The following is a 26,911-nucleotide window of genomic DNA, read 5'->3' as shown; positions in this document are numbered from 1 at the left end:
TTAGACATATCTCTAAGATTTTGCAGGCAGTTTTTCTGTAAAGAAATATAATTCATATTAAACCAATGACTAAAACTAGGTTTTATGAGGATGTTTTCAGTCTGATCACACTAAGTTTAGACTTCATGAATTTGAAAGTATAAACATGGCCATGTTCAGGTAAAGGTTTGGACATGTTTTCCATATGGATTGGCCCTACATTATTAGCTAATGAAGGTGAAATTTCTTTATAAATTAAAGAAGGAAGATTTATTATAGTATTTTAACTTAAAATACAAAACAATATTAGTACACCTATGATACTCTAAATAGTCACATGTATATTTTCTAAAACTCTTTTTTATCACCCTGTTTTAACTCCCTCCCCAGCCCCCTACATTGTAATTTTAACGAATTTTTCGAAAGAATTCTCCTTCCTCAAGCGTGTGAAGGGCGTAGCCCAACGGTAGGTGGGAGATGAATTTCGGTTTGGCGTAGCCAAAAGGTTTTCCTTTTTATTTTGCCTCTGATATAATCAGTCTTATAAATGATAAAGGCTGGTATATAAATGAAATTAGATAGTAATAACCATTCAGTATTCTTGTTGTATTATCACCTTGTATTGGTCGTGAAATACAGAAGAAACGTGTTTGATGATGATATGTCAGACTATGCAAAAAATATGTTTGTTCGACTATCTGAAAACTATAACATCACATTAGTTGAATGGAATCATGATGTAGATCATGTTCATATTTTGTTCAAGGCACACCCTAATACAGAAATGACAAAATTCATCAATGCTTATAAAAGTGCAAGTTCTCGACTTATTAAAAGAGATTTTCCACAAGTGAAAAAGAAACTTTGGAAAGAGATGTTTTGGTCAAGAAGTTTTTGCTTGCTAACTACTGGTGGTTCGCCAATAGACGTAGTAAAAACATATATTGAAAATCAAGGTGAAAAGTGAGGTGAAATGATATGACAAAGCATAATAAAGCGTATAAATTCCGTTTGTATCCAACAGAAGAACAAGCACATCTTATGCGTAAAACCTTCGGTTGTGTACGTTTCGTGTATAATAGAATGTTAGCTGAACGAAAAGAAGTGTACGAAAAATACAAAGATGATAAGGAACAACTCAAGAAACAAAAGCTTCCCACTCCTGCGAAATACAAAGCAGAATTTGAGTGGTTAAAAGAAGTTGATTCATTAGCATTGGCAAATGCTCAACTAAACTTGCAAACTGCCTATAAGAATTTCTTTCGTGGTCAAAATGACTTCCCAACATTCAAAAGCAAAAAAGACAGAAAGTCTTATACAACATATGTAGTGAACGGAAATATTATATTGCTTAACGGTCATATCAAATTGCCAAAACTGAAAATGGTACGTATCAAGCAGCATAGAGAAATACCACAAGACCATGTAATCAAGTCATGTACGATTTCTATGACATCTACTGGTAAATACTATGTGTCTATCTTGACTGAATACGAAAAAGAGATTGTACAAAAAGAAGTAGAAACAGTTGTTGGATTAGACTTTGCGATGGATCGATTATACGTTAGTTCTGAGGGTGAGAGAGCCAATTATCCTAAGTTCTATCGTGAAATGTTAGACCGATTAGCAAAGGCACAACGAGTATTATCAAGAAGAACAAAAGGTTCTATTCGTTGGAATAAACAACGTACCCGTGTAGCTAAGTTACATGAAAAAGTAGCGAACCAACGTAAGAACTTCCTTCATCATAAGTCTAAAGAGTTAGCTACTCATTTTGATGTTGTAGCTATTGAAGATCTAAATATGAGAGGAATGTCGCAAGTACTTCATTTTGGAAAAAGTGTCGCTGATAATGCTTGGGGTATGTTCACTTCTTTCTTAGCTTATAAACTACACGAACAAGGCAAACAACTTGTGAAAATAGACAAATGGTTTCCTTCCACAAAAACATGTAGCAGTTGTGGAAATGTGAAAAATATGTCATTGTCTGAGCGAGTCTATTCTTGTATATGTGGTGTAAATCTCGATAGAGATTATAACGCATCTATCAATATCAAAAATGAAGCAATACGCCTATTAGCGTTAGCATAGATAGCAATAAAATAACCCTTGGAACAAGGGAGTTAGCTCGGCTGTCTTAGGACGAATTCGTTAGCTACCAAAAGTAACGACTAACCGAGAAGCCCCCACTTCAAACAGTCCGTTAGGACGTTAAGTGGCGGGTAGTTCACTAATCTAGTCTCTGCACATACCTTTTTTTGTAAAAAAACTATAGTATAATAAATAACCAGAAGATCTATTTCTAGATTACCCCTATTTATGTGCCTTTCAGTTCATTTTCTGCTATTAGTTCCTGTGTTACATACATCAAATACATAATAACTGGGAGAATTAGAGAACTAACAGTTTTACCTTTGTCAGTAATAGGATGCCTTTCTTCGACCAGAATGACTTTTATTATTAACAGAGTTCCCCCTCCTAGATCAAATGTAACAATTTATGAGTAGAAGAATATTTCCTGGACTTTAATGTAATGTAAAATTAGTAAAGAACGTATTTCATGAAAAAATGTTAACTAATAAAGAATTAGAAGTGATTATATGAATAAATTATTACTATGGTGTTTATTAGTTACATTCTGTCTAAATACCGCAGGATGTTCTAATGATATGACTATACTAAACAATAATTCTAAACCTTCAACACCTACGAAGGTTAAATGCATTAACAAAGCGTGGTACAAAAAATATATACCCTGTAATAGTTTATGATAAAGGTCATAAGGCGAAATTATTATATATTAATCCTGCTATAAAAATGTTTTAATTAATTGTTCTAAATATACCTAAAACGACTATCAATAATGGTGGTCTTGTTTATATTGGTGAGATTGTACTAGTATGATAGAATAGATTTAACTGTATGACGTAGGGTGGTTGGTTGCTGTCCTTTCTCTTTTTTTATGTAGAGGGAAAGGAGGTGACTCCTATGATGGAATATTTACTGTCTTTGCTACAAGATTTGTTGAAAGTATTTTTGACAACTCTTGTTACCGGTTATGGAAACAAACTGGTAAGTAATATTAGCAAAAAACGTAAAAGAACCTCCCTACGCCGTCGGAAGCAAAAGGGAAGTTCTAGAAAAAGAAAATAACTTTATTTAGTAACTACCCGCCTTACGGCAACAGTTACCAGAAGAGATGTATCGAGCATCTCTTCTTTTATTATATACCCAAGGTATTACTGTAATACTACTGTAGTAATAATTATAACAAATGAACATAAAAAATCAATGAGTTAACAATGAATGTAATGGACCAAAGAAAAAACACCCTAAGATGCCTTCTTCCGACTTGAGCCCTCTATAGTAATGCGATGCCAATTAATAAAATTATTTATATAAATAATTTGCTATATCTTTATGTACCCTAGCTGATATAATATATAAGGCAATTATTGGTTAATGAATAGCGTACATGTATTGGGGAGGTACATAAGTCATGGAGTTAATAATTTCTTCATTTGTATTAGTGGTAATATTCTTTATTCTTTCGATATCTTTAAGTGGTAAAGGTCAGCGAATAGCAAAAGAAGTTTTAAAAGAGCTTATTAATGGTCCTGAGGGGAAAATGTTGGTAGGTTTTTTTGGAACTTTAGCAGTTATAGGAGTAATTTTTGTCATTTGGCTTTTATTGAACTAAGCATTCCAGTTACTCAGGCTAATACAAGGTGCAAGAAAATTACTGGATAATTAAAGGTACATATATATTAGGAGGTACATAAACCATGTTAGAGGTAGTTTCGGCATTTTTCTTACTAATTCTCTATTCCATTGTTTATCTCTTTTCAAGTGGAGAAACTAAACAAATAGCAAAAAAAAATATAAAAGAAATTTTTAATAGTCCTGATGGAATAATAATATTAATCGTTGCTGCTGCACTTTTAATCGGGGGGATATATTTATTATCATTATGATTTCAGATACCTTAGCTTAAAACGTATAAGGAAATTAATAGTATACATATAGTAGGGGGTCATAAGTAATGGTATTTATAATTGTGCTATTTTTCATATTTATCATATCTATTATTCTTTCATTATTTTCAAAAGGTGAAACTCAGCAAGAAGCAAAAGAAGTTGTAAACGACATTGTTACTGGTCCTAATGGGAAGACACTCTTAATCGTTGCTTTGGTATTTGTAATCGGAGGGGTATTTATTGTTGGTAGTATTATAAATAATGACTATGAACCAAATACACATCCAAGTATACGAGACGATCGTGATCCTTTAGGATGTGCTCATTATGGTGGCGAATGGGACACCGGCGGTCTTTTTGGAGAAGCTAAATGTGTTTATAATAAAATTGATGAATCGGATAATAGGTAAATAGGTAGTATATAAAGGTCTTATCTTTTTTATAGGAAGATAAGGCTTTTTTATGCATAAAGAAAAGACACCTAAGGTGCCTTACTCCGACTTATGAATCAAATTTATATTTTGTTCACTTTATTCAGTATGGTGATGATGGCCTTGTATAGCAATAGAACTAAATCACGCTATAAGCATTAGCGGACATCATAACATTCAAAATCGGTCTTTTATGTCCACTAATACTTAACTTAAGTTTTGGTTTCGTTACTACACAGACTACTATATCCTCTCTAATGACTGTGATTGCATTGTCAAATACTAAAAGTATAACATCCATTTATATTGTTTTAAGGATTTTATTTCCTCGTATTCCCTCATTTTCTTTTAAAATATCGCTTTCTTCATGCCAGCCTTGTCCATGAACTCAACAGCTTTGATCTTCCCTGCCTTCCATTCCTTGCTTGTTATCCTCTTTCATGTACCAAGCATTAGAATTGAAACCTTTGAGATTACTGTTTCCTTAACCGCAAAGAAAACGCTAAACTTCATATATACTTTTGAGGATGTTCTGTAATACTAATTGGTTTTTATGATAATTATTCATAAGTGGATAATTCACTACGGACCTCGTCTATTGTATCTCTAGCACTTCTTAACGATTTTAAACATTTGCCTAATTTCGCTAAGTCTGTTTGGCTCGCAGCATCTCCATAATTGTCTATAACAAATTGCAAGTTATCCATCGCCTTTAAAATAGATGAATGTAGACCCTTTAATTCTGTTGGGGGTTCTACATATCGTACACTTGAGATGAGATAAGACATTTTATAGAAAACATCGCCTACATCTGAAACCCATGATTTGTTTATAGTACCCTTAATTTCTGCATCAGCCTCTAAAATGCTAAATCGGTTAGCCACATCAGATAGGTCCTTTAAATAATCATTCATAACCCATGCATAATGCTGCTTGTCTAAATGTTTATAATCACTTGTTTCGGCTCTTTGCTTTACTTCTTTTTGATTTCCTATATTTTTTTCATCTGCGGTTAATTCCTCAACTGCTGCTGTAATGGCCTTTATACCTTTTTTGCTACCAATAAGAGCGTCGATAGTTAAAATACTACAGATAAAAATCACAAACATGGCAATCCACTTAGCCCATTTCGGCATAAAAAAACTCCTTACTTGATATATTTCTCCTAAATTATAATACAGGATTAACGCCCATTATAAACACTATGTCTCTTTACCTAATACCTTACCTTCTGTTTTCCCAAAATCGAAATCTTTAAGTAAATCTATATCATGTCAAAAACCCATTTCCAAAATACATTACTAAATTTTAATATAACACTATATTATTTTTCTATCAAGAATATTTTTCCAAACCAAAAATCATTCATAGCCTTCTCTTTTCACCATTAAACCTAATTTATATATGATACATAAAAAAGAGGATCTCCCCATAGTAGAGCAGATCCTCTCTTTCACTTCACATACACATAGGCTTCGTTTGCTGTTACATAATATGTTTTACCTTTACTATTGTGCACTCTATATTGTGATAAATTATTTACAATTACCTTTGTATCAATAATAAATCCTAAACCCATATCTACAGTACCAGCAACATCTTTATCCTGCCAAGATGGAGAATCATAGAAACGTAAATTATTTACTTTTGAAATAACTCTTTTACCATTTACTGTAGCAGGTTCAATGCCTTGGTAACGAATATATGAAGAATCATAATATATCCATTGGTTACCACCAAGATGTAACCAGTTTCCTAATTTACTCCATACTTTATAAGCCTCACCTTTTTGTAACTTACGAATAACTCTATTTTCTGTTGATGGTCCAGATCGGAGATTTACATTGTATCCTTCAATATATGCAATACCATTCGACTCTACTGTATCAGATATTTCATTTGGTTTTTGTGGTTTGGTATCCACTGCAACCGTGCTCCCGTTATAAACCTTTAATACATCTGCTCGGAACTTAGCCTCAGATACGCCATGACTACGAAGATAATCCAGTGGATCTTCATGGTCTGTCCCACCTAATTTATAAGTAATATCCCTATGTGTCCATAATCCTTTAGAGGGATGAATATTTCGTTCTCGCAAGATTTCCCCAATTAATTCTATATATTTTTCATATGAACGTTTAAATTTCAATGGATCACTTGTCTCACACAATTCAATATGAACAAATCTAGCATTTGCTGCTGGACCTGCCCCCCATGCCTGATGTTTTGTAGATGCAATTTGAATCTTTTCATCCCAATCCACTGCGTAGTGAACAAACGCTGAACGCCATGTACGAGACTCATATTTTTGAATATTAATTGCTGGCGCCTCTGGGGTAGCTGTAGAATGTGCTACAACACCTTCATAAGCTCCAACACCATAACGGTATGGTTGTTTTGGTAAATCAGGAATAAATAGAATTCTATCAGCAAGTACATTTGTTTCAATTGATAATACTAAAATAATAGCAACAACTATGGATAAAATATGCTTGTATTTCTTTTTCATTTTCTATCGGCATCCCTTTTTATAATTTTTGTATGGTCAAATAATCCACTAGCTGACAATCCGATAATCATTCCTTGAAATAGATTCATTTTAATATCTTGAGACAAAAATAAAACACCTAGCGTAATGCCAAGTGTTAAATTCAATAACGGAATATATTTTGTTTGCAGTCCAGTTGTTTTTGCAATTTGTGAAATTCCTACAACAACCCCAATCATTGCCGTAATTTCAATCATTACATACCTCCTCCTTTCAAAAAGAAGGTAAGAGCAGCTCCAATTAGTCCACCAATAATAAGGCGTAGGATCCAAGTTGTATTAGCACTGATTTTGTCTAATTGCTTATTAATATTAATAATATCCTTTTCATTACCTGTCGTCCGCATTTCTAAACTTCTAATTTCTAATCGTATATCCTTAATATCTTGCCTTATTTCCTGAATATCACCTTTCACCTCTTGTAAACTATCCATTTTGCCACCTCTTTCCCACTTCTTATTTAATTCAACATAAAAAAGCCTACATTACATACGCTTTGCTTTACATCTCATTATTTTTTTGTTTATCAGCTGTTTACATATACTTCAATAAAATTTCCTGCATTCAATAAATTATTTAAAAAGTTATTAACTTTCATAAATTAATTATCATTACCTGGTGTCATATCTTTATTCGGAGCCGGATTTTGAATGAATTGCATAACTAACTTCTCTAGGGCTTGTATGGTATGATTTGATTAATAATTTGGTTCTGTAATTGATTGTTTTCTGAATTTGTATTCTGTGTTTGAATTGGAGTTTGATTTGTCATTTTGTTATCTCTCCTTGTAAACAACCGAAAACAAACCAGCCTATGTTTGCTATGTTTTTTCTTTCTTCTCAGTTGTTATTTTTGTTAATTCTTTAGTTGTTAATTGCACTTTAAAAATCGTCTTTTTATACCTTCTACTCTTTAATTTTATTCTTTTTTGTTAATACAATGTCTTTATTAACTTGATCAATCGTTTATTTACTGCTTATACTTCAGGAATAAAAAGCTACTTACATGTACCATTCCATGGCGTTAATCAGACAAGCTCACCATTACTGATTTTTATTTAAATTATATCACCTTTGGCAAACCAATATATAAATTACTAATCTAAAATCTTGAATGATCATTTCTTTGGTGACTCTAATTCTTTAATCTTATCTCACATCAAAATGTTCTTCTTTTACCCATGTATTATTTCCAATATCAATATAACCATTGAGTCGTCCAAAAACTCTATATGGAATAGATCCATCTACAAAACCTGTATAATTCCCGTTAGGACCATCATATGTGTTAATACCACCGCCTGGTGGATATTTTGAATAAGCACTGAACCATTGCACATCAAAATGCTCCAGAGCAGCCCATGCCTCGTTTCCTAGACAAATCATAGGATTTTCATACCACGCTGCATCTATAATAAGGTACGGTGTTTTATCATAAATTACCCTCGTAAAATATCCTCCTTGTGGTTGGCTATATAGATTAATCCCACCGTTATTCGGATATTTATTTACAGCAATCCCCAGACCTACTGGCTGTATTGGTTTATTATTATTGTTGTTAAATGCTTTATTTACCTTCTCAATGAATTGATCCAGTCTTCCCTCGTCAAGCATACGGTGTGGACAATGTTTCCCACTCCAGGATTTATGTGTACGTACATTACTAATCGGTATATTGAATTGTTTCATTAACTGAGCAATAACAATTGCTGCATTATCTTCCGCCTTATAATATCTATCCCCACCACTTAAAGAATAGCAAATTTCCACTCCGATGGATTTACGATTACCATTTCCGTTACCATCACCAGCATGCCAAGCATTACGATCAAACGGAATACCTTGTACTGCTTCTTTGTCATCTACTGCAACATGGAACGAAACTGCATTATTATTTCCAATCATATAAGAAATTTCATTTTCAGCTGATGCATCATTGTACGTATTATGTACTGTGATGAATTCTGGCTTCATTGCATTGGGACATTTTATAGCATATTTACTTGAATCCACTAATTTTTTTCTAATCTCCATTACTGAACATCTCCTTTTTATTCTCTCGTTTTTATTACTTAAAATTCTCACTGCATTATTTAGTACATCTAGTAACCTAATCTCCATACGGCCAGCATTTTCTCTAATAAATTCCTTGTCTTCACCTGCTAAAAAAGAAAAAGAGCAACTGTTTATCAGTTGCTCTTCCTTTAATTCCTCTCTACACTCCTACACCATCGTTTTAAACGAATTCATAAAAAAGTATCACACTGCTTCTTCCATTTAATTTGATATTTATAGATTTCAAAATACTATCTCACATTAAAGTGTTCTTCTTTTACCCATGCATTATTTCCAATATCAATATAACCATTTAGTCGTCCAAAAACTCTATATGGAACAGATCCATCTACAAAACCTGTATAATTTCCGTTAGGACCATCATATGTGTTAATACCACCGCCTGGTGGATATTTTGAATAAGCACTAAACCATTGCACATCGAAGTGTTCCAAGGCAGCCCACGCCTCGTTTCCAAGACAAATCATAGGATTTTCATACCACGCTGCACCTATAATAAGATAAGGTGTTTTATCATAAATTACCCTCGTAAAATGTCCTCCTTGTGGTTGGCTATATAGATTAATTCCACCGTTATTCGGATATTTATTTACAGCAATCCCCAGACCTACTGGTTGAATTGGTTTATCAGTATTGTTACCACCATCATCTTTACCCAAATGAGCTAACGGATTCACAGCATTACTTTTACTCGCATTCCAACGTCCTTTATGCAATTCAAAATGTAAGTGTTGGCCACTAGAATCCCCCGTGTTTCCCATAACCCCAATAGTTTGTCCTTGTGAAACATAATCACCTTCTTTTACTGTTCGAGAACCACTACGCATATGTGCGTATACAGTTTCCCATGTAATTCCATCAATTGTATGCACAATCATAATACATTCACCATAACTAGATGAAAAATAAGAACGACTAACTTGACCGCTAGCCGCTGCATAAATAGGGTGATAACCTGCTTCAGCAAGGTCTACCCCATGATGATCTGGTCTGCTACCTCTAAAGCCACTTGTTACTCTCGTTGTATCTGTAGGATAAATAAATTTTGTCATATTAGTCTCCCTTTCTATTTTTACACCATTTAAAAAAGGTACTTAAATGAGCACCTTCGTTCACTGTCTATATTTATTATTTTTTGGATATATTTTAGTTGTTCAAATTTTAAGATGAACAGAACGAAAAGCTATCCTTCATTATTTAACATTAAAATGTTCTTCTTTTACCCATGTATTATTTCCAATATCTATATAACCATTTAATCGTCCAAAAACTCTATATGGAACAGATCCATCTACAAAACCTGTATAATTTCCGTTAGGACCATCATATGTGTTAATACCACCGCCTGGTGGATATTTTGAATAAGCACTAAACCATTGCACATCGAAGTGTTCCAAGGCAGCCCACGCCTCGTTTCCAAGACAAATCATAGGATTTTCATACCACGCTGCACCTATAATAAGATAAGGTGTTTTATCATAAATTACCCTCGTAAAATGTCCTCCTTGTGGTTGGCTATATAGATTAATTCCACCGTTATTCGGATATTTATTTACAGCAATCCCCAAGCCCACCGGTTGTATTGGTTTATTGTTATTACCAGCTTCATCAAAATCTACATATTGTTTAACAATTTCAGAGTAGAAGAAATTCCCTCCGTTTTTATATCGATAGCCACCATTGTAAGCAACAGCGATAGGGTTACTATATTTCACCATAGCACCAGTTGTATTTCCAAGTGATGGCGCAACAACCGTTTTAGAATACAAATCTGCTACCGGTAATGAATGCTGTTTATTGTTAGAAGCTAACCAGCGCAGGTAAGCTCGTCCAAAATTATACGATTGAACAATGGCACTTAAATCTGTAATACCATTCTTCTTTGCATCATCAAAAGCTCCCTTTAAATGCTTTACTCCGTAATAAATTGAATCTTTAGGATTTTTAATTGTATTCATTGGCCAACCTTGTGATTCACTGGACTGCATAATATCGGGTGTTGTTTCAGAGTTCCCTCCACTTTCCACCATAATAATTCCAAGCACGTAAGGAACTAACTCAGGTACACCTTGTGCAGAACATTCGCTTTCTACCATTGATTGCCAACGTAACACTTGTTGTGGCAGGTTTTTTGTTTTAACTGAAGCAGCTAATATACTCATTACTAAATCTCTCCTTATTTTCCTATTATTTTTTCTATAAAATTCTTAATCTACTAAGTACATCTAACACTTAAATGAAAATTATTCTTTAAAATTACTTCATGTAGCTCACCTTCTTTCACAACAAAAAGAGCAACAATAAAAATAGTTGCCCTTTCGTCGAAATCTTATATTACTACTATAAATCACTTTTTCAATACTTTCTGTACACTGCATGTATCCTACAAAAAGGTAACATTAAAACTCATCTACAAACTTGACAATCTTTCTTATTTCAGCATGTTTGCGTCGGATATAGCCTGTACTATAATGCAGTTCAAACGCTATTTGTTCTAAGGTCATTCCATCAACATACTTCATTTTGAGTATTTGATGATCTAATCCTGTAAACTTATTAATTAAAATCTTTAAATCAAATACTTCATTCATCTTATGTCCTAATTCATATTCAATAGCTTCAATCCGATCTTCTACTTTAGCCCCTTCCGATTCAGCAGTTAATCGCACATTTTGCAAGTCCCCACTAATCCAGCGCTTTAACTCTGCTTTTGATTTGTCTAAGTTATATTCTAAATATACAATTTCTTCTTGTAGTTTCTGATAATCTTTGAGCCAGTCAAACATATAATAATCCCCCTATTTTTCTTTATTTAAATTCTGCTTTTATTTTTATCACCAAAGATAAACTAACCTTTATTATCAATTTAATAAAATTTATAAATATTTATTATGATTTATATTTTTTTAATAAAGTTTTTAATCTCTCACGCTCTTCTTCAATAGTTAACTCATTATTTTGTATAGGCTGCTCTTCTGGAATATCTTCTTTTTCATGTAACCATTCTGGTACCATTTCATTTCGATTGGTATTCCCTGACCCAAATTGTTTTTTATTCTTACCAAGATCAAACTGTGCATCTAGCATAGCTACATCCTGGAGTGTTTTTACCTTTTTGGCTTCCCAATTTTTAAGAATCCCACGTACATATCTCCACTTTGGTACATTTTCATCAATTGATCTATTTACTGCTTCCCCAATTAGTTCACTACCTAATGATTCACAAAATGCACCAAGCTCTATAATTGCTATTTCACTTAATGAAATTCTATTCTTCATCAAAAATTGATGACTTATTTTAAAATCTTCATTTGTTAATTTTTTTGAGAGTAAACTTTGTTTATTATCATGAATATGATTTATATTTTGTATATCAGTATTTAGTTCTTTCGTACTTTGTATATTAGTATTTAGTAGCTTGTGATTTTCCACCGGTAGGTTACCAGCAACAGGTTTTCCAGCAGGTGGGTTTTCCACTGGTGGAAAATCGTCCATTGGGATTTCGTAAATAATCGTCTCCCACCTAACAATTTTGTTTTTTTCATCTCTAACAGGAAATCTTTTAATATATCCGTATTCTTTTAATTCCTGCATTCCAGCTCTTAAGCTATTAATACCGTCTTTTGCATGTTGCGATAATTCTTCTCTATAAAACACCCAATCATCTGGAAGTGTGAGTATGTAAGCTAATATTCCTTTCGCCTTCCAAGAAAGCCTCTTATCCTTTAGACCGGTATTATTAATAACAGAATAATTATTATCTTTTTTTACTCGAAAAATCCCCATAGTATCTACCTCTCATATTTTCAAACCTTTGTTTACCTACTTATTACATTCTTTAACTGTCCATTCACAGTTCTCTCATTCTGTCAAAATCAATAAATTCTTTTGCGATACCTATATCTCATCAACAAACCTTCTGCACTTGTTACAATCTCTAATCCAATCCCTCCATTATTATTAAAATTTCGAAGGTCCGTACTCACTACCTTTAACTTCCTCCTAACAAAATCTATTTTTCATTATTCTCAAACCAGAGCGAGGTTAAAAAGAACTTAAAGTTCGATTTATTGCTAAAAAAAATATCATCTACACTCTTATCAAAAAACTGTGCAATCTTTCTAGCTGTCTCCATTGATGGAGTTCTTTCTTTTTGATCAATCATTCGAATATAGCGCTCAGTTACTCCGCAATAGCTAGCAATTTCTTTATATAAGTTTTTTTTCGGATCGTACATTTTATTTCCCATTATCCCACCTCCATAAGAACAATTAGTTCTAAATACAAGATTAAAGAACTAATTGTTCTTTGTCAATGCACAAAAGAACTTTTTGTGCTAAAATGAATTCAAAGAGAACAATTAGTTCAATTAGAGAGGTGAACAATGTGATAGGACTTAGAATAAAATCCTTACGAAAAAAAGAGAATTTAACCCAAAAACAACTGGCAGAAAAAATCGGGGTATCCCAAAGAATGATAGGTTACTACGAATCAGAAGAGAGGTTCCCTCCACATGATGTTCTCAGTAAATTAGCTGATTGCTTTTCAGTTTCAGCTGACTATTTACTTGGTCGATCTGTTACAGACGAACCAAACGAACAAGTAACGCCAAAAGGTCAGAAAGATATAGCAAAAAGAATGGAAGAAATAAAGAAAGATCTACAAGGCGAAGATGGCTTAATGTTCTCTGGTGAACCTATGAGTCAAGAAGCGGTAGAGTCATTATTAGATGCGATGGAGTACATTGTAAAACAAACAAAAGTAATCAATAAAAAATACGTGCCTAAGAAATATCGTAATCCAGACGATAACTGATGCAAGCTTAGGAGGGAAAACATTGAAATTCGTCATTAGAGATCTAGTCCAACAACTTAGCACCAAATACAACACGACAAACCCCTATGAGCTTGCGGATTACTTGAAAATACATGTACTGACATGGGATTTACATGAAGAAATAAATGGTTTTTATAAATATGAAAAAAGAAATCGTTTCATTGTTATTAATACTAATTTATCTCCATCTATGCAGAGAACTGTTTGTGCTCATGAATTAGGACACGCAGTTCTACACACTCATGCAAATACACCTTTTTTGCGTAAGAATACATTCTTTTCCGTTGATAAATTAGAGATAGAAGCAAATACGTTTGCTGCGCTTTTGTTAATTGACAAAAAGACCATTCAACCTGGTGATACAAAAGCATGTATAGCATACAAAAATAATATTCCAGTTGAACTATTAGAATTCTATAAACCTTTTTAAAAGGACTACAAGCTTCATATGGCTTGTAGTCCGTCTTATTCATCACAAAATGATTATCCTTTACGCGATTAACTGAATAACCCAATGCTCATGATAGTATATTTTAAAGAAAATAAAGAAAAGACACCCTAAAGTGCCTTCCTCCGAATTGAAACCTCTTAATTACATTGCATTATCTTTACATGAGAAAAGAAGATATCAATTAAGATGCCTTCTTTTACTTGTACAATTGATGTTAAGAAGATATGCATTGCCTAAATACGATAAAAAAACATAACAATCATCGAGTAAACTTATTATAGCAGCAATACTTGAACTACCCCCACTTTCAATTGATCCCCCATTTTGGAGGGACTATAAATTTAATATGCTATTCCCTATCCATTTCGAAATCAAACCTTTATAAAGTATTTTAAGTTTTTCTTTATGGCCCTAATGATTTCTCATTTCATTAAAATAGAATTATAAGAAAATATAGATTTTTTTCTCACTGAATATATATGCACTAATTGTAAACTCTAATTGATGTAATAACATGATTAAATTAGGAGGATTTATATATGACATTAAGAAATTATAATGTTTTAAAAGGAAAAGCTGTTAATACAGACGTAGCTAAGTCTGGAAAACCACATTTTGAAATCCATGTTAAAGATGAGCAGAACCACGATTACAGAATAGCTGTTAACATTGAGTCGGGATCACGTCCATCTGAAGTCCTTTACTTTGCTAGTGAAAATTTCAATTCGGACCAAATTACAAAATTACCAAAATTAAATTCTGGATTCACTTCGATAACCAAAAACAATAGAGACATTGCTCTAGACTATATTCGTGGAAATTTATTCGATCCAAAGCAAATGATTGCGCTCCCTCCAAATAAACCAGGTGAAAATAACGATTTAAAAGACAAAATTGAGGGATACATAAGTGAAGCGATGGATAAGAAAGCAACTCTATATGCTTTTGGCGAGGCATGGGGCCCCGAGGAAAATGAGCCAGATAAATATTTTGGTTTTGTACCTGGTAGCGGTATACATGATATTCATATGAATCAAGGTAATATCGCTAGATGGAAATCTGATGATGGAATATGGCAAGATGGCGGTCTTCTTATTCATTTTGAAGATGAAAATAGATGGGTAGGAATATTCTTAGCTTTCCAATCTCAATCGTGGTGTACAGATGAAAATGGCCATGCCACTAAACCAGCCAAACAGTGTGATCATTTACATTCAAATCATTAAGTTATAACATGGGTACTTTTAGACATGCATTAAGTTGCATTCTAAAAGTACCCAATATCAATGCTTTATCCATTTATATTACCATTATATAAGCTGACCTTATTTCATTTTCTAGTTATCGTTCTACGTAAACTCGAAACTACTTTTTAGGTTTCTTAATCTATCCCCTCTTCCACTTTCAATACAGTTGCATATGCAAACCTATCTAATCCAATATTTAAAATAGTTTTCAAAATTCCCTTTTTTATTACTAAATTCTAATATTAATTTTTAAGTCTAATACATTTTTAGAATTAAATAAATATAATTCTAAAATCATAAATACTTTATTCTTTCCAAAACTGTTCCAATAGAATGATAATCACGGTACCCACGAGTAATCCATTCCTTAAAACATATTGTAAGGAAGAAGGAATGCCACTAAATACGCTTTCTGGAAGAAACATTATTCCTAAACTGATTAATAATGTAATTCCTAATATAGTTAATCGGCGTTGATTTAATTCTTCGCGTAAAATCGATTGAAATGAAATGCCTATTACTTGGACAAATGTTGCTAAAAGTGCAGCATTTGCAATAGGACCTGGAAGCAAGGATATAAAGCTTACGATTGAGGGAACAAAAGAAATTCCTGCTAATATAAGACTTGCTATAAGGAACGACTTCACCTTTCTTTGTCCTGTTAATTGAATAAACCCTGCTGATGCAGGTAATGGTACAATACCAATTGTAGAAAACAACGACGAGATAATATGTGATATACCTCCGACCCATACACCACGGTTCAGTGTTTGCTTTTCATTTTCTTTAGATAACGGAGCCACTTGTTTTACAGCTGAAATAGCCGCAATTGTATTTGCAACTAAAAGAAATGTAAATAAAGTTGCAGTTAGGGTCATTCCAATATCCAATCTAGGTGTGCCCCAAGCAAATATCTCTGGTAACTTAACTAGCGTTGTGTATGTAGGCATATAAGATGCTTTTCCTAAAAGAGCATACGAAAGCCAACCACATAAAATTCCAACTAACACAGCGTAACTTTTCATCCATCCTTTCCCTTTAATTGATAAGAAAATAATAAGTACAAAAGCAAAGAGCGCAATAGTAGCTGTTGTATAGTCAGGATGAGTTGCAGATCCTTGTAATGACATCATTCCTTTTAGTAACACACCACTAAGCTGAAGTGCTAAGATTAAAAGAAAAGTTCCTGTGACTAAAGGGGTAAATAAACGTAAGATTCGATGAACAAGCCCTGTTATACCAAGAACGAAGAGTAATATACCTGCAATAATTAACCCACCTTCTAAAAGTTGCAACACGTCTTTTGCACTTTGTCCCTGATGCATAGCAACTTGTCCCAGTATGACAAATATACTTACCCATGAACCGGCTGGACCATCCGCTATGGGATAGCGATGCCCAAACCATGCTTGTATAAATGAACTTATTCCCACGACTAAAAAAGTTCGCTGCATTAATGTTGAAATATCTTCTACTGATAAATGGAATATGCCACCAATAATGATAGGCAATGCAATTGCATTTGCTAATAAAAAAACAAACCACTGTAGAATATTAAAGCTTGTATTAAAGTATTTTTTATTCATATTATTCTCCTTTATCGAAAAAGAATCTCATAGTAAAAATCCATCCTTTCTATACAGTTAAATTAAAAAGGATGGATTTTGTAACTCTATAAAATCATTTTAATTATATAGATAGATTTTTAATTAATTACCAAGTACGGAACGGTAAGAATTTCCCGTTAAGTGTAATAACGATACGAGGATCGCCACCTTTTGGATCTTCTTGTGTATCCACACCTAGATTGAAGTTGATTGCACTCATTACACCTTCTCCAGCTTTTTCTAATATTAATTCTCTAAGAGTTGGGGCGTATTGTAACATCATTTCATATAATCGATATAAGATTGGGTCTGTAGGAGGCATTTGCATTACTTGACCTCTAAGTGGAACTACTGTTAATGCCTGAACTACTTCTTCATCTAATTCTAATAGTTTACCGATTTTTTCTGCCTCCGGACGTGTCATTGTAGCCTGCCCTAATAATGCTGTTACAACCCAAGTCTCAGAGTTTTCACTTACTTTTGAAATTTCTTCCCATGTTAAACCTTTTGCGATTTTTGCTTCCATAATTTTTTGCGTAGCTTCTTGTCTATTCATATTTAATAACTTCCCTTCATTTAAGTAATGATTAATGTTTCATACCATTTAATGTTTTATATCCATCAACTACTACATCTAATTTACCTGTGTGAGGATCAATAACTAAACCATGTACAGGAACATCTTTTGGAATAAGTGGATGATTTCTTACTAAATCAACATTAGCTTGAGTCGAATCACAGATATCATCGAATCCAAATAGCCATTTTTCAAGGTCAACACCAGCATATTCAATTGCTGCTAAAATTTCTGGTGAAGCTACTCCACGATCTAATATTTTTTGAAGTGTTCCTTTGGGATTAGTTTGGCTTGCACCACATCTATGGTGTCCGATAAGAAAGATTTCATCTGCATTTAGATCATATACTGATGCTACAACACTTTGCATAACACTATCGAAAGGAGAAGCAATCTTACCACCTGCATTTCTGATAACTTTTGCATCTCCATCGTGTATATCTAAAGCTTTTGGAAGTAGCTCAATTAAACGAGCATCCATGCAAGAAACAACAACCATACGTTTCTTAGGTATTTTTGTTGCTTCACGGGGGGCGTATTTCTTATTTTCTACAAATTTTTCATTGAACGATAAAATATCTTGTAATAACATATTTGTAACCTCCTTTAAATCTAGATGTATTTTTTTGTTGCGTCCTCTGTGTTATAAGTAAATATAACTGATAAACAATGCGATGTAAGAGGATAAACTTAGTATAGTGAATTGTATCGATAAGCTGAATAAGTTGGCGAAACACTTTCGGCTTTTCTACTTTCACGATGAAAGGATTGGTTTATATTATTGATCAAACAGATTTTGAGATACTGAAATTATTAGGAGAAAACTCAAGAATACAATGGAAAGAACTAGGTCAAAAAATACATATGACTGGGCAAGCTGTAGGAAATCGAATTAGGAGATTAGAGGATTTAGGGATTATTGAACAATATACAATCGCTATAAACCGAATCAAACTAGGACAAACCGTGACTGCATTTGTTACTTTGTTTGTCACATCAGCTAATCATCAAGAGTTTATGAATTTCTTTCAAAAAGAAGAAGAAATATCTGAAGTACATCGTGTAAGTGGTGAAGGATGTTATTTATTAAAAACACATTTTGCTTCTAATGAAGAATTGGATAACTTTCTAGGGAGACTATTAAAGTATGGGAATTATCGTGTTAACCTATCAATAGGAAAGTTAAAATAAAGTCTCTTTTCTTCGGAGGGGATACGTTATTTTCTACTTCTTATTTGTATAGAGAAAATAAAGTTGTTAACTTTTTATCTTGGATAGTAAGAGCCTTACTATAATTTGTGTTAAATAGACTAAACTAATAAGAGGATATTATGTTCAATATATGAGCATATATCCTCTTTTCTTATACATATTAGATTAGTTATACAGATATTTAAAAGTTCTTCTGTGCCAACGGCTATCGCTTGAAACAGTAACGGAAAGTAATCTTTAATCATATAAATCGCTTTGTATTCACTCAGCTCCTGCTTTGTCTTTTCAAGCAGAAACTGTCGCATTTGAAACATCGTAGAAGAATAGAGGAGAATGCCGATGAGTTGTCCATATAAATGACACTCTAGGCGTTCTCTTTTAATATTTTTACATTCATCAATTTTTAAAAATGACTTCCACGTTTTAAACAAAATTTCAATCTGCCAACGAAGTGAATACAATGAATGCACGTAGTTCGTTGGTACTTCTTCTAACGACGTGTTCGTGATATATACATTCATACCCATTAAACGTTTACTTTTATCCTGCATGACAATGCCTTTCTTCTTTTCACGTATCGCTTGCTTTTTCAGGCGTGTTTGCGTTTGATCATTGGTTAAACGATGGATAATGACACGTGCTGGAAGCTTCTGATTTTGCCCAATGTATGCCTCGAAGATTTCTATCGTTTCACCAGGGATTAGGCTCGACATCATTTGTGTCATATCAAGCTGTATGTATTCTGTTTGCTTTTTTAACGTGCCGTTGTTGAAGTATTCTGGCTCAGGGTTCTTGATATAAATGCGTGTATTCCGCTTCAACCGCGAGATATAGTAAGCCTCTTTATCATGAATCGTTTGTAAGTCTCCTAAATCGAAGTAACCAAGATCACGTAAACACAAATCGCCCACTTCTACGGTTTCAAGGCAGATGGTGCCGTATGTTTTATCATTATTCTTTCCTGGTCCAAGCTGCACGTTAAGAAATTGACCACTAAGTAAATCATATTCCAATTGGATTTTCACGCCTGCCGTATTACTACTCCCACCTGAACCTTGATAGTCAGTGGCGAAATGGTCAGGCAGTTGAAACACTGTTGCATCTAAAATACGGATACGCTTGAAAACAGAAGTATACGGAGACGAAATCTGTATAGATGAGATCAATTTTCGGCTTAGTAGTTCAGCTAGTATGTGTTGTAAAAATTGAACGGCTGCTTTATTAAATCGTTGGTTCAGTCCCTCGGGACTGATGAGCACTTCTGTCGAGGCTTCTAAACAGCTAGATAACTGAGTTAAAGACGTCGTAGCGATATTTTTGTTCATCCATACACATAAAGCGACTAAATCTTTTGCTTGATACTTACTGGTTCGTTGTACGAAACCAACATCTCTAGCAAGATTCCGTAAGGTATTTGGAGATAAAAAACGTTAAATCTCTTGAACAAATTGTTGTAATTCGTTAGAAACAGACATAAAAAACGCCATCCTTTCCTATGATTCTACAGAAAGAATAGCGTATTTTTTTCATTTTAGGGGGATTTTATTTTGTTAGCTTGATAGCGATGGGGTCTTCCCAGTAAACTGCCAAAATAATAACTAACAGAAAAAAACCTTATTTAAATTTCTGAATGGTCAAATCCTACTCACCATTTTATTGAATAAAGATAAAAACCACTCAAGTCATTAATATTTTTTTAACTTTCTGTTGCTATTTTATTAAGCATGCATATATTTAATTTATTCTGAGATAAAAAAGGTGGTTGATGAAATCATGAGTCATTTTTTTAGACTTAGGTATCTAGATATTTCTGGTGAATATCAAGGCAATATTCAGGTTGCAAATTACACACCTGACCAAATTTATCTAGGGTTCTCAAATGGTAATGTAAATGGAGTTATATCACGTAACGGCACTCCACAAATATACCTCACCGGCACGTATAATAAGGAATCAGGTAGTATATTTCTTAAGCAGATTGTAATTCCGCCTACCCCCGCATTGATAATCGATGGCCTTGTTTCAAGTACAAGTATTCCAGGAAAAAAGATTGATATAAATGGAACTATATGGACCAATATAGGTAATTTAAATGTTAGTGCAACTCTCACAGTCCTCCCTTAATGTAGAGTATAATTAATGCTTTTAACTGGCTCCCACATTTGGGTAGAATGTATAAATTCAACTTGAAAACAATAGACTAAGACTGCCCAGGATCCCAGAATAAAAAGAAAAAGCGAGAGAATTAAGTCTCACGCTTTTTTAATCCTTAACAGAATATTATCTTTGTCTTTTTCCAAGCGTCTTTATGAGAAAGGTTCCATTCTGTAATACTATTTTCTAAATTTACCTGTCCGTTATCTCTCAAAATAAGATTGTGAAGAATTATACTTAAAGTAACGGATGCGTTAATTGAAGAAGAAAGGACCTAACATATTAGTCATATAAAATATGTTAGGTCCTTTCATTTATTTATCTTTTTTTAATTTAGGTCTTGATAAAATATTTGTAGAAAGGCTCTTATATTTGTTTAGTTTCTATTCATTTATATGTTCTTGTACTCAACAAAAGCAATAATAAATTTGTTTAGATCTATTCAGCTAAAGCACCAATTAGTTCAAGAAAGATTTTCAAACAACTTTATTGAACTCCTTCCACTCTGCGACCATACAACCTATTATAAGTAAAAACAACTCAATTCTCTAACATGTATTGTGGAACAACTTTTTTGCCTACTATTTTAAATTCAATTTCCCCATTTTTCCCATATATTAGTTCTATAATTGGAATAGTTACCATCGATTTTTCTTTCTTTTTTCTTACTACTTCTAAGTCAATTATTTTCATCTTACAATCTCCTTTATTTCTTATAAACAAGTAGAAAGCACTCATTTGAGTGCTTTCTACTTGTTTATAAGTGGACCTTGTAGGACTCGAACCTACGACCGAACGGTTATGAGCCGTTTGCTCTAACCAGCTGAGCTAAAGGTCCAAAGCCTAAATCTTACTCATAGAATGTATTTATATATAACATTTTACCACATAAAATATCAATTTATTTTACTTTCTATATAATATGCATATTTGCATCATGTTAATAGTGTTTATACTTCGCACTCCATACACTTTCTATGTAGTACTATCTTTTCATACCTTTACCGAAGTTTTTTTTACAATAAAACATAACCTTACGATTAAAATTTAATACCTATATACCTTTTCATTTTACTAAATATAAAGAAGTTACTCTAATTACAGTAACTTCTTTTCATAATTAACGACTTATTCTCACTATTCCTTATAAATATTCGATTAATAATGTTTCAATGTGTTTAATCGAACTTTCATATAGCCATTTCAAAAAACTGCAAAAAGATTATCATTTTACAGTTGGTTATATTTTTTATTACTTCCAAATGCTTTTTCTACAGGATATTTCTCTGCATTCTTTACCAACTTAGCGTGTACTACTTCTTCTAGATCAATATTTAATTTATCACTTAGCATAAGTAAATAGATCATTACATCGGCCATTTCTTCTTTTATTTCCTGCATTTTCATTTCTGTTGCTTCTTCACTGGACTTCCATTGAAAAGTCTCAAGCAACTCTGATGCTTCTAAATTTAAGGAAATTGCTAGATCCTTCGCATTATGAAACTGACTCCAATTTCTCTCATCTCGAAATTTTATTACTGCCTTTTGCAAATCCTCCATGACTATTGGATCACCTCTCAATTACTTACGATCTCTTTAAAACAAAACTCATGACATCTAGAATTCCATCTAATTAACCTTAATCCAGATATAATCATCTTCATATTTAACATTTAATTTTAATCGAATCCCCTTCATATAGTCCTCTAATTTTCTTGTAAAATCCTCATCATTAAATTGATCATATTTATCTATGCCTAGATATAACTTAAATATATTCCCTTTCGTTAAATCAAACTCCCATTTTAAAAAATTATGTAGCATATTTTCCTTACTCATGTAGTGATTAGCTTCCATATAATCTAGTAATTCATATAGATTATAGTATACCAAGTTATTTGGTTTAAGCTCTTCACATTTGGGGCAATATTCTCTATATCTATCTTGTAATTGCATAATCATTTCTGTCCCACATTGATTACAGTTATACATGTACCATTCCCCTTTACTGGATAACCCAATTCGTCTCTCTTATGTTCTTCCTGTCCTTGAAATTAAAAATTATTCTATTTTACTTTAAAAATATTCCTCTTATGCCACTTAAAATATAATTTATTCTCCGGTTGAATTCCTATCTTAGTTTTTGGTATTAATCCAAATTTCAAATAATCTGTTTCTACTATTAATGAGGAAATATGCAATCGTCCCTGTCCATCAAATGTGATAAACCCTTTATCATAAAGAGCATCATGATTACAGCACAGTAGTACACCGTTATACGGATCTAAGCGTTCCATACTTGTACTATCTTTCCATGGCTTAGAATGACTTGCTCTTAACAATTCGGGTAAATTTATTCCGCATAATGCACATTTCCTTTTCCAAATCCCCATTAACTCCTCTCTAAATTTTTGCTGTCCAATTCGGATTTTCGCTTTTACTTCGGATTCCGTCTCAGCTATAACTGGAATTAATGTGTTGTTTTCTATCCTTCTTACCGGATCAACTGCTAACTCTAATTGCTCATCATTTATTTTATAAATGTTTGCATCACCAATTAGTTCCATTAATTTAAGGGCTAATTCTTCATTACATGGATATAAATAACCTTGATTTCCATTTGCATCTGATTGGAACGGTGAGTATTTTATCGGTAACAGTTGTGATATTACTTCAAAATTCTCACGTATATTTATTAATGTGTCTAATTCATAATATTGTAAAGGCACTAAATAACCCTCGTCATTCCATTGATCATGGCTTTTCATGCTCGATGGCTTATTACAACCTTCTACAGCAATACTAACTGCTACAATGTTTCCTTTTACATAATGAAAGACTTGATCTCCCTTTTTTACTTCCATCATTCTTTTCCATGAATGGGGTACATTACCGCCTTTATCTTTTTTGGGTGACCAAATAATTCCTAGTTTTTTTTCCTCTTGATATGTATGCCCCTGCATAACAATAAAATGATTCATATACTCTCTCCTAAAGCGTTAACTCATTACGCTGTTTTTCTATTTAATATAATACTAAAAAACTCTCCTATGTTTAGCAAATTGCCTGTTTTATTTTAAATAAAAGACAACCTTCTCTAAAGAAAAGTACTTGTATTCCTTTTACTTAACAATAGAGAAATTCAACTTTATAACCATTTATAAAAACAAAAGAGTTGACCCAAAAGGCCAACTCTTCTATTTAAAACTCTTTATTTCTCTTCTTCTTCTTTTTTTGCAATTTCCCGTTCATTTTTAGCGATTAAATCATGAAAATGTTCTTCTTTGTTTTCTTCAATATAATTCATAAGGTCTTTAAGTTCCATTTATATCGCCTCCTGTATTTATTATATCAATAATATAATAAAATGTCAGGATAAAATCTATTAATTATTTTATAAAATTTATACGATATAAATGACCTAAAAAACAAGGACTGACTTATCGTAAAACTGATCATTTCGAGATTTATCAACAATAATTTCTTTTACTCGTTTTGATTCTTTAAACGCAAAAACTTCTGGTTCCTTTCCTGTATTATCATATAAAGTATAGCAATCTATTAAATCTTTAATTTTAGAAAATGTAGTAGCTACTCTCATATGACTTTCTTCAATAATATGTTCAGGAACCAATCTTCCTGTTACTTTAAAACGCACATTAGATCGTTCCAAGGCCACTTTTATTGGGACATCCACAATGATTGCTTTAATACTGAAACCCGCTTGTCTTAATTGTTGAATTAACTTTATGTATTTCACTTCATTTTTCATTGTACCATCATACATAAAGTTTAGTTTTCTTTTCATGCAGATCTTTAATAGTTTCATGGTAATATCACTACTTTCATCATGAACTAAAAAAGCTGCTTGTTTCATTGACTCAATATCTTCAGATTCCATTGCATCTTGATACTCTGGTATTTTTTCTTTAATCTTATCAGGATCTATCCAAATCATATTTTGTTTCTGAAGTTTATACCCCTTAATTACTAACTCTCCAATTGAACTTTTTCCAGCAGCAGAACCACCACCAAGTAATATAGCTTCAGGTTCCTGCTCTTGCTGTAATTGACCTTTTAGAAATGATTCAATAATCTCATTATGTAAAAGCTTACGTTCTATTGTGTACTCTCCATTAATGACGTACTTTTCTCTAGTTGTTTTCAATTTTCATTCTCCTCTTCTATAGATACATTATTATGTCCCTTTAAAAATTAGAGACCTTATCCTTTAACTGCACTTATTACTTCAGTTTTTTGAGATTTCTATACGAGATTTCCCTTACTATAATTTCATATAACTCTTTTATCTAAGTTTGCTATCCTTTATTTCTTATTCCTTCTAAACAACCGTCCTTCTCTGTGACTCAACACCTACTACATATATCTACATAAACAAAAAAAGGGCTTCTTTAAGTCGATTAATTGTGCATAGCAAAATAAGCTTTATACACTAATCGGCTCAAAGAAGCCCTTTCATAATCAAAACAAGAACAAAACTTGTTTCTACAACTCTACCACAACACATAAGGTGTGGGAATAAACGGAATCAAATAGACAAACAATATAACTATATATTACATAATAAGGTTTTTATTATCAAGAAAATTTATAAAATTATTCTTAACACAAGTATTTTACTGGTTTCCATCAGATAATTCCTTCCTCTAAAATATGAAATTTTAAAGCATTAATAAATTATAAAAGGACAGCTATCCTTAGATAACTGTCCTTTTATTAAATATACAATAAATATATTATTCTTATCGTATATCAATTATTCAAACTTAATATTTATTAAAATGGTAAATATGGTTTTGGATCTACTTGTCCACCTATATACTGATTCTTAATTTCGAAGTGCAAATGGTTCCCAGTAGAATCACCTGTACTACCTACTTTCCCTATTACTTGGCCTTGTTGTACATGTGCTCCTACAGTAGTTAAAATTGAGTCCATATGACCGTATAATGTCCAAAGTCCGTCTTCATGTCTAATAACCACTGCATTTCCATATCCACCAAATCCTTGACCTCTTACACCAAAACCAGCAAATTCTACAGTTCCTGATTTAGATGCCATTATTGGTGTACCCTTTGCCGCTGAGAAATCAATACCTTTATGCACTGTCCCCCAACGACTTCCATACCATGAGCTAACATTTGGATTTTTGATAGGCATTTGATATTTAGAAGAACCCGAATCGGTTTCATGCGGATTCATCCACTTGTCGCCTTCCCATGTTTTAATCTTTAACCAACCACTAGTTGTCCCATCTATTATTCTAAAATTCTGCGGACTATATACTGCTCCAGCGTTTGCTTTGCCTGAACTAAATGAAGGCTCGTTATACGCATAGAATGATTTGTTTATGAATCTTTCTTCTCCATCTAGATTCAGCCATTTCTCGCCTTCCCATGTTTTAACCTTCAACCAGTCACTAGGTGTCCCATCCACAACTCTAAAATTCTGTGGATTATATAATGCTCCAGCGTTTGCTTTTGCTGCATTAAATGAAGCTTCGTTATACGCATAGAATGATTTGTTTATAAATCTTTCTTCTCCATCTGGATTGATCCACTTATAACCTTCATAAGTACTTACCTTCATCCAGCCATTTTCTTTTTTTTCTACTACTCCCCAATTTTGTGGGTTAAATGGTTCTCCATAATTTGCTTTCTTTGCATTAAATGAAGGCTCATTATACGCATAAATCGTTTTGTTGACAGTAATTTGTTCAGACGTAGGATTCATCCATTTTTCGCCTTCCCAAGTCTTAAATTTTAGCCAACCATCTGTTGTTCCATCTACTATTCTA

The 26,911-nt window shown here is 32.8% G+C and carries 30 protein-coding genes, 1 tRNA gene and 1 pseudogene; 11 read left to right on the top strand and 21 right to left on the bottom strand.

From position 1 onward, the window contains the following. Positions 1-547 precede the first annotated feature (547 nt). From tnpA to MR107_RS23110, 6 genes are all read left to right on the top strand, one after another. Positions 548-946 carry an IS200/IS605 family transposase gene (gene tnpA, locus MR107_RS23135; RefSeq protein ID WP_065705278.1) on the top strand — a complete coding sequence of 133 codons (399 nt, stop codon included), beginning with the start codon at positions 548-550 and terminating at the stop codon, positions 944-946. A gap of 11 nt (positions 947-957) precedes the next feature. Beyond that, the gene (locus MR107_RS23130; RefSeq protein ID WP_242292760.1) at positions 958-2,070 is read left to right on the top strand and encodes a transposase; all 1,113 of its coding nucleotides are present in this window, start codon (positions 958-960) and stop codon (positions 2,068-2,070) included. 897 nt (positions 2,071-2,967) lie between these two features. Then, on the top strand, positions 2,968-3,132 hold the full coding sequence (locus MR107_RS23125) for a hypothetical protein (RefSeq protein ID WP_173601114.1): 165 nt from the start codon (positions 2,968-2,970) through the stop codon (positions 3,130-3,132). Positions 3,133-3,478: 346 nt separating this feature from the next. Beyond that, the gene (locus MR107_RS23120) at positions 3,479-3,679 is read left to right on the top strand and encodes a hypothetical protein (protein WP_098639565.1); all 201 of its coding nucleotides are present in this window, start codon (positions 3,479-3,481) and stop codon (positions 3,677-3,679) included. 85 nt (positions 3,680-3,764) lie between these two features. Continuing rightward, on the top strand, positions 3,765-3,953 hold the full coding sequence (locus MR107_RS23115) for a hypothetical protein (RefSeq protein WP_242292759.1): 189 nt from the start codon (positions 3,765-3,767) through the stop codon (positions 3,951-3,953). Positions 3,954-4,021: 68 nt separating this feature from the next. Continuing rightward, positions 4,022-4,366, top strand: a complete 345-nt coding sequence (locus MR107_RS23110; protein WP_242292758.1) for a hypothetical protein — start codon at positions 4,022-4,024, stop codon at positions 4,364-4,366. Between the two features lie 581 nt (positions 4,367-4,947). Here MR107_RS23110 and MR107_RS23105 read toward each other — a convergent pair. The 10 genes from MR107_RS23105 to MR107_RS23060 form a co-directional block, all read right to left on the bottom strand. Further along, on the bottom strand, positions 4,948-5,523 hold the full coding sequence (locus MR107_RS23105) for a hypothetical protein (protein WP_242292757.1): 576 nt from the start codon (positions 5,521-5,523) through the stop codon (positions 4,948-4,950). Between the two features lie 317 nt (positions 5,524-5,840). Then, positions 5,841-6,896, bottom strand: a complete 1,056-nt coding sequence (locus tag MR107_RS23100) for an N-acetylmuramoyl-L-alanine amidase (protein WP_242292756.1) — start codon at positions 6,894-6,896, stop codon at positions 5,841-5,843. Then, complete coding sequence (locus MR107_RS23095) at positions 6,893-7,132, bottom strand: holin (RefSeq protein WP_242292755.1); 240 nt, start codon at positions 7,130-7,132, stop codon at positions 6,893-6,895. The genes MR107_RS23100 and MR107_RS23095 overlap by 4 nt, the downstream gene beginning before the upstream one ends. After that, positions 7,132-7,368 carry a hemolysin XhlA family protein gene (locus tag MR107_RS23090; RefSeq protein WP_000377824.1) on the bottom strand — a complete coding sequence of 79 codons (237 nt, stop codon included), beginning with the start codon at positions 7,366-7,368 and terminating at the stop codon, positions 7,132-7,134. The genes MR107_RS23095 and MR107_RS23090 overlap by 1 nt, the downstream gene beginning before the upstream one ends. Positions 7,369-8,082: 714 nt before the next feature. Further along, entirely contained in the window at positions 8,083-8,967 is an 885-nt protein-coding gene (locus MR107_RS23085; RefSeq protein ID WP_065705266.1) for a peptidoglycan recognition protein family protein, read from the bottom strand. 272 nt (positions 8,968-9,239) lie between these two features. Next, positions 9,240-10,061, bottom strand: a complete 822-nt coding sequence (locus tag MR107_RS23080; RefSeq protein WP_065705265.1) for a M23 family metallopeptidase — start codon at positions 10,059-10,061, stop codon at positions 9,240-9,242. A 141-nt stretch (positions 10,062-10,202) separates the two neighbouring features. After that, entirely contained in the window at positions 10,203-11,171 is a 969-nt protein-coding gene (locus MR107_RS23075; protein ID WP_242292754.1) for a lysozyme family protein, read from the bottom strand. Between the two features lie 237 nt (positions 11,172-11,408). Further along, positions 11,409-11,795, bottom strand: coding sequence for a hypothetical protein (locus MR107_RS23070; RefSeq protein ID WP_000460749.1), 387 nt, complete (start codon positions 11,793-11,795; stop codon positions 11,409-11,411). 103 nt (positions 11,796-11,898) lie between these two features. After that, on the bottom strand, positions 11,899-12,795 hold the full coding sequence (locus tag MR107_RS23065) for a DnaD domain protein (RefSeq protein ID WP_242292753.1): 897 nt from the start codon (positions 12,793-12,795) through the stop codon (positions 11,899-11,901). Positions 12,796-13,021: 226 nt separating this feature from the next. Further along, positions 13,022-13,258 carry a helix-turn-helix transcriptional regulator gene (locus tag MR107_RS23060; protein WP_242292752.1) on the bottom strand — a complete coding sequence of 79 codons (237 nt, stop codon included), beginning with the start codon at positions 13,256-13,258 and terminating at the stop codon, positions 13,022-13,024. 137 nt (positions 13,259-13,395) lie between these two features. Here MR107_RS23060 and MR107_RS23055 point away from each other — a divergent pair, with 137 nt between their 5' ends. The 3 genes from MR107_RS23055 (at position 13,396) to MR107_RS23045 (ending at position 15,522) form a co-directional block, all read left to right on the top strand. Continuing rightward, positions 13,396-13,824: a helix-turn-helix domain-containing protein gene (locus MR107_RS23055; protein ID WP_242292751.1), complete on the top strand. Its 429-nt coding sequence runs from the start codon at positions 13,396-13,398 to the stop codon at positions 13,822-13,824. A gap of 22 nt (positions 13,825-13,846) precedes the next feature. Beyond that, complete coding sequence (locus tag MR107_RS23050) at positions 13,847-14,275, top strand: ImmA/IrrE family metallo-endopeptidase (RefSeq protein WP_065705253.1); 429 nt, start codon at positions 13,847-13,849, stop codon at positions 14,273-14,275. A gap of 560 nt (positions 14,276-14,835) precedes the next feature. Then, entirely contained in the window at positions 14,836-15,522 is a 687-nt protein-coding gene (locus MR107_RS23045; RefSeq protein ID WP_242292750.1) for a DUF2278 family protein, read from the top strand. 326 nt (positions 15,523-15,848) lie between these two features. Here MR107_RS23045 and MR107_RS23040 read toward each other — a convergent pair whose 3' ends face one another. The 3 genes from MR107_RS23040 to MR107_RS23030 all read right to left on the bottom strand — a co-directional run bounded on the left by MR107_RS23040 (position 15,849) and on the right by MR107_RS23030 (position 18,319). Continuing rightward, positions 15,849-17,129 (bottom strand): purine/pyrimidine permease, encoded by a 1,281-nt coding sequence (locus tag MR107_RS23040; RefSeq protein ID WP_242292749.1) that lies wholly within the window; start codon positions 17,127-17,129, stop codon positions 15,849-15,851. 127 nt (positions 17,130-17,256) lie between these two features. Further along, a complete protein-coding gene (gene cynS / locus MR107_RS23035; RefSeq protein WP_001081567.1) occupies positions 17,257-17,706 on the bottom strand; it encodes a cyanase in 450 nt (149 codons plus the stop codon). 31 nt (positions 17,707-17,737) lie between these two features. Then, positions 17,738-18,319: a beta-class carbonic anhydrase gene (locus MR107_RS23030; protein WP_000926476.1), complete on the bottom strand. Its 582-nt coding sequence runs from the start codon at positions 18,317-18,319 to the stop codon at positions 17,738-17,740. A 167-nt stretch (positions 18,320-18,486) separates the two neighbouring features. On the opposite strand from MR107_RS23030, the gene MR107_RS23025 reads away from it, so the two are divergent. Beyond that, the gene (locus MR107_RS23025) at positions 18,487-18,918 is read left to right on the top strand and encodes an Lrp/AsnC family transcriptional regulator (protein WP_242292748.1); all 432 of its coding nucleotides are present in this window, start codon (positions 18,487-18,489) and stop codon (positions 18,916-18,918) included. Between the two features lie 191 nt (positions 18,919-19,109). Here the strand turns inward: MR107_RS23025 and MR107_RS23020 are convergent. Further along, positions 19,110-20,414 (bottom strand): annotated as a pseudogene (locus tag MR107_RS23020) (IS4 family transposase); the annotation flags it as partial. Between the two features lie 298 nt (positions 20,415-20,712). Between MR107_RS23020 and MR107_RS23015 the strand changes: the two are divergent. Next, positions 20,713-21,063, top strand: a complete 351-nt coding sequence (locus MR107_RS23015; RefSeq protein ID WP_242292747.1) for a hypothetical protein — start codon at positions 20,713-20,715, stop codon at positions 21,061-21,063. Positions 21,064-21,633: 570 nt separating this feature from the next. Here MR107_RS23015 and MR107_RS23010 read toward each other — a convergent pair. The 7 genes from MR107_RS23010 to MR107_RS22980 form a co-directional block, all read right to left on the bottom strand. Continuing rightward, a complete protein-coding gene (locus tag MR107_RS23010) occupies positions 21,634-21,786 on the bottom strand; it encodes a hypothetical protein (RefSeq protein ID WP_242292746.1) in 153 nt (50 codons plus the stop codon). A 71-nt stretch (positions 21,787-21,857) separates the two neighbouring features. After that, a tRNA-Ile gene (locus MR107_RS23005) sits at positions 21,858-21,931 on the bottom strand. A gap of 392 nt (positions 21,932-22,323) precedes the next feature. Beyond that, positions 22,324-22,653, bottom strand: coding sequence for a nucleotide pyrophosphohydrolase (locus tag MR107_RS23000; protein WP_086388383.1), 330 nt, complete (start codon positions 22,651-22,653; stop codon positions 22,324-22,326). Positions 22,654-22,722: 69 nt separating this feature from the next. Beyond that, entirely contained in the window at positions 22,723-23,085 is a 363-nt protein-coding gene (locus tag MR107_RS22995) for a hypothetical protein (protein ID WP_086388384.1), read from the bottom strand. A 74-nt stretch (positions 23,086-23,159) separates the two neighbouring features. Further along, the gene (locus MR107_RS22990) at positions 23,160-24,074 is read right to left on the bottom strand and encodes an HNH endonuclease (protein WP_242292745.1); all 915 of its coding nucleotides are present in this window, start codon (positions 24,072-24,074) and stop codon (positions 23,160-23,162) included. 440 nt (positions 24,075-24,514) lie between these two features. Then, a complete protein-coding gene (locus tag MR107_RS22985; RefSeq protein ID WP_242292744.1) occupies positions 24,515-25,261 on the bottom strand; it encodes a zeta toxin family protein in 747 nt (248 codons plus the stop codon). A 629-nt stretch (positions 25,262-25,890) separates the two neighbouring features. Then, the coding region (locus MR107_RS22980; RefSeq protein ID WP_242292743.1) for a M23 family metallopeptidase at positions 25,891-26,911 on the bottom strand (1,021 nt) is incomplete at its 5' end.

The organism is Bacillus cereus group sp. BfR-BA-01441 (genome assembly GCF_022663075.1).
GTDB classification, from domain to species: Bacteria; Bacillota; Bacilli; order Bacillales; family Bacillaceae_G; genus Bacillus_A; species Bacillus_A cereus.
This window is presented reverse-complemented; position numbering and strand designations above follow the sequence as displayed.

Coding starts and splice junctions, on each gene's coding strand:
- tnpA (WP_065705278.1), top strand. CDS start 548: ATGAAATTAGATAGTAATAACCATTCAGTATTCTTGTTGTATTATCAC.
- MR107_RS23130 (WP_242292760.1), top strand. CDS start 958: ATGACAAAGCATAATAAAGCGTATAAATTCCGTTTGTATCCAACAGAA.
- MR107_RS23125 (WP_173601114.1), top strand. CDS start 2,968: ATGATGGAATATTTACTGTCTTTGCTACAAGATTTGTTGAAAGTATTT.
- MR107_RS23120 (WP_098639565.1), top strand. CDS start 3,479: ATGGAGTTAATAATTTCTTCATTTGTATTAGTGGTAATATTCTTTATT.
- MR107_RS23115 (WP_242292759.1), top strand. CDS start 3,765: ATGTTAGAGGTAGTTTCGGCATTTTTCTTACTAATTCTCTATTCCATT.
- MR107_RS23110 (WP_242292758.1), top strand. CDS start 4,022: ATGGTATTTATAATTGTGCTATTTTTCATATTTATCATATCTATTATT.
- MR107_RS23105 (WP_242292757.1), bottom strand. CDS start 5,523: ATGCCGAAATGGGCTAAGTGGATTGCCATGTTTGTGATTTTTATCTGT.
- MR107_RS23100 (WP_242292756.1), bottom strand. CDS start 6,896: ATGAAAAAGAAATACAAGCATATTTTATCCATAGTTGTTGCTATTATT.
- MR107_RS23095 (WP_242292755.1), bottom strand. CDS start 7,132: ATGATTGAAATTACGGCAATGATTGGGGTTGTTGTAGGAATTTCACAA.
- MR107_RS23090 (WP_000377824.1), bottom strand. CDS start 7,368: ATGGATAGTTTACAAGAGGTGAAAGGTGATATTCAGGAAATAAGGCAA.
- MR107_RS23085 (WP_065705266.1), bottom strand. CDS start 8,967: ATGGAGATTAGAAAAAAATTAGTGGATTCAAGTAAATATGCTATAAAA.
- MR107_RS23080 (WP_065705265.1), bottom strand. CDS start 10,061: ATGACAAAATTTATTTATCCTACAGATACAACGAGAGTAACAAGTGGC.
- MR107_RS23075 (WP_242292754.1), bottom strand. CDS start 11,171: ATGAGTATATTAGCTGCTTCAGTTAAAACAAAAAACCTGCCACAACAA.
- MR107_RS23070 (WP_000460749.1), bottom strand. CDS start 11,795: ATGTTTGACTGGCTCAAAGATTATCAGAAACTACAAGAAGAAATTGTA.
- MR107_RS23065 (WP_242292753.1), bottom strand. CDS start 12,795: ATGGGGATTTTTCGAGTAAAAAAAGATAATAATTATTCTGTTATTAAT.
- MR107_RS23060 (WP_242292752.1), bottom strand. CDS start 13,258: ATGGGAAATAAAATGTACGATCCGAAAAAAAACTTATATAAAGAAATT.
- MR107_RS23045 (WP_242292750.1), top strand. CDS start 14,836: ATGACATTAAGAAATTATAATGTTTTAAAAGGAAAAGCTGTTAATACA.
- MR107_RS23040 (WP_242292749.1), bottom strand. CDS start 17,129: ATGAATAAAAAATACTTTAATACAAGCTTTAATATTCTACAGTGGTTT.
- cynS (WP_001081567.1), bottom strand. CDS start 17,706: ATGAATAGACAAGAAGCTACGCAAAAAATTATGGAAGCAAAAATCGCA.
- MR107_RS23030 (WP_000926476.1), bottom strand. CDS start 18,319: ATGTTATTACAAGATATTTTATCGTTCAATGAAAAATTTGTAGAAAAT.
- MR107_RS23025 (WP_242292748.1), top strand. CDS start 18,487: ATGAAAGGATTGGTTTATATTATTGATCAAACAGATTTTGAGATACTG.
- MR107_RS23015 (WP_242292747.1), top strand. CDS start 20,713: ATGAGTCATTTTTTTAGACTTAGGTATCTAGATATTTCTGGTGAATAT.
- MR107_RS23010 (WP_242292746.1), bottom strand. CDS start 21,786: ATGAAAATAATTGACTTAGAAGTAGTAAGAAAAAAGAAAGAAAAATCG.
- MR107_RS23000 (WP_086388383.1), bottom strand. CDS start 22,653: ATGGAGGATTTGCAAAAGGCAGTAATAAAATTTCGAGATGAGAGAAAT.
- MR107_RS22995 (WP_086388384.1), bottom strand. CDS start 23,085: ATGTATAACTGTAATCAATGTGGGACAGAAATGATTATGCAATTACAA.
- MR107_RS22990 (WP_242292745.1), bottom strand. CDS start 24,074: ATGAATCATTTTATTGTTATGCAGGGGCATACATATCAAGAGGAAAAA.